This window comes from Pseudomonas sp. 32_A, assembly GCF_017490905.1.
In the GTDB taxonomy this organism is placed as follows: domain Bacteria; phylum Pseudomonadota; class Gammaproteobacteria; order Pseudomonadales; family Pseudomonadaceae; genus Aquipseudomonas; species Aquipseudomonas inefficax.
In genome coordinates, this window is sequence record NZ_JAFGYI010000290.1 from 1 (window position 1) to 467 (window position 467).

General features: G+C 40.0%; 1 protein-coding gene. It reads right to left on the reverse strand.

All coding sequences use genetic code 11. The features are described 5' to 3' along the window. Positions 1-147: 147 nt before the first annotated feature. Positions 148-467: hypothetical protein (locus J5M58_RS26735; RefSeq protein WP_207880382.1), on the reverse strand; the 320-nt coding region annotated here is incomplete at its 5' end.

Here is a 467-nt window from a genome sequence, read left to right on the forward strand (position 1 = left end):
GTCTTTAGTTTCTCCTGGCGCAAGTTTATTGACAGGTTCTTTTTCATTTCTATCGTCATCAGCTGCGGCCCTATCTTTATTAGGGGCAAGCTTGCTTTATTCTACCTTACCTTCAATTTACATAGGTGCTGCATCATTAGTAGAGGGTCAAGCAGCTGTCTCATTGGGATTTAGTTCCATTAGTTCTGCATTGATAGCTGAATTGGTCACTTCAGTATCGATATCTGTTTCATTCTTAGCACTATCTAGTAGTACAGTAGCTCTGCCCATTGTAACCTTTCTGTCAGCTCTTGCTCCACTATCTATTCTGTCGGCTACACCTTTTACTTCATCTCTAGCTGTGTTTTCTTCTTTCTTAACTGTTCCTTCATGGTCTTCCCTTTTACCTTTGCCATCATTATTAATTTCACCGTTTTTAATTTCGAGTGGTGTAATTAACCTGTTTTTAGGATTAGGGTCTGCTGCGG